Source organism: Halomonas colorata (assembly GCF_014897985.1).
GTDB classification, from domain to species: Bacteria; Pseudomonadota; Gammaproteobacteria; order Pseudomonadales; family Halomonadaceae; genus Vreelandella; species Vreelandella colorata.
Genome location: NZ_JABUZA010000098.1, coordinates 1 through 1,500 on the forward strand (window position 1 = coordinate 1; position 1,500 = coordinate 1,500).

Sequence of the window (1,500 nt, forward strand, 5' to 3'; positions counted from 1 at the left end):
GCGTAGTCTTCAGAAAAAAGAAACCCCCATTAAGGGGGTTTTTATCAAAATTACACAGTTCTATGTACTATACAGAAACGAAGGGGGCGGTCTCTTGTAGACGCCAAAAGCTGGCATCTTAGCTTACATAACGCGTAATTAAGCGATAGCAGCTTGGTAACGACGCTCAACGTCTTCCCAGTTAACCACGTCAAAGAACGCAGAAATATAGTCAGGACGCTTGTTCTGATACTTCAGGTAGTAAGCGTGTTCCCAGACGTCCAGACCCAGCAGCGGCGTGTTGCCGTGCATCAGCGGGCTATCCTGGTTCAGGGTGTTTTCTACCACCAGCTTTTTCTCTGGCGTAACGCTGAGCCATGCCCAACCGCTACCAAAACGGCCTACAGCCGCTTTTTTGAACTCTTCTTTAAAGGTGTCCAAGCCACCCAGCTCACTTTCAATGGCTTTTGCAACATCACCCTGGGGCTGACCGCCACCATTGGGTGACATCATTTGCCAGAACATGGAGTGGTTAGCATGACCACCGCCGTTGTTAATAACCGCCTGACGCTTAGCTTCAGGTACGCGATCCAGGTTAGAGACGAGCTCTTCAATCGCAACGTCCTCAAGACCCGTGCCTTCTAGTGCAGCATTGAGGTTATTTACGTACGTTTGATGATGACGCGAATGGTGGATTTCCATGGTCATCGCATCAATATTCGGCTCGAGAGCGTCATACGCGTACGGCAGTTCGGGAAGTGTATGTGCCATATTATCATCTCCTTGAGTGGCTTTCGTTGCGTTCACTACTAATAGGTGCGGCCAACCGACACCTTTTTCAACCGCCCTGGCGGCGTTTTCTCATGTCGTGCCCGTACTTTAGCTAACAACGGCGTGTTTATCTAATACATGCATACGAAAAAGCCGGCTAACAAACGAGCCGGCTTAAAATCACTGGCCTAAAGTGCAATCCGGCGTAGCGATTTACAGCTTGCTTTCAAGCTCGGGCAGGATCTCGAACAGGTCGCCCACCAGGCCGTAGTCGGCCACCTGGAAGATCGGCGCTTCGTCGTCTTTGTTGATCGCGACGATCACCTTGGAGTCTTTCATGCCCGCCAGGTGCTGAATGGCGCCGGAGATCCCCACCGCAATGTACAGATCCGGGGCGACGATCTTGCCCGTCTGGCCAACCTGCATATCGTTGGGTACAAAGCCAGCATCCACCGCGGCGCGCGAGGCACCTACTGCCGCACCCAGCTTGTCGGCAATCCCGTTGAGCAGTTTGAAGTTGTCGCCGTTGCCCATGCCGCGGCCACCGGAGATGACGACCTTGGCACCGCCGAGTTCGGGGCGGTCGGACTGCGCCAACTCTTGTTTTACAAAGCTTGATTGGGTGTTCTCGACGACCACGTCTACCGCTTCCACCGTGGCGCTACCGCTGTCGCTGACGGCGTCAAACGCGGTGGTGCGTACGGTCATCACTTTAAGCGCATCGTCGCTTTTCACCGTGGCGATGGCGTT

Annotated in this window: 2 protein-coding genes; both read right to left on the reverse strand. The window is 53.6% G+C overall.

Translation table 11 applies throughout. From position 1 onward, the window contains the following. Positions 1-138: 138 nt before the first annotated feature. A complete protein-coding gene (locus INT33_RS20925) occupies positions 139-750 on the reverse strand; it encodes a superoxide dismutase (RefSeq protein ID WP_193092935.1) in 612 nt (203 codons plus the stop codon). A gap of 213 nt (positions 751-963) precedes the next feature. Beyond that, positions 964-1,500, reverse strand: a 537-nt coding sequence (locus INT33_RS20930) for an electron transfer flavoprotein subunit alpha/FixB family protein (protein WP_226940228.1), incomplete at its 5' end; no start/stop codon positions are given.

What these genes read in the sequence shown, in the direction of transcription:
- INT33_RS20925 (WP_193092935.1), bottom strand. Translation starts at nt 750, where the DNA reads ATGGCACATACACTTCCCGAACTGCCGTACGCGTATGACGCTCTCGAG.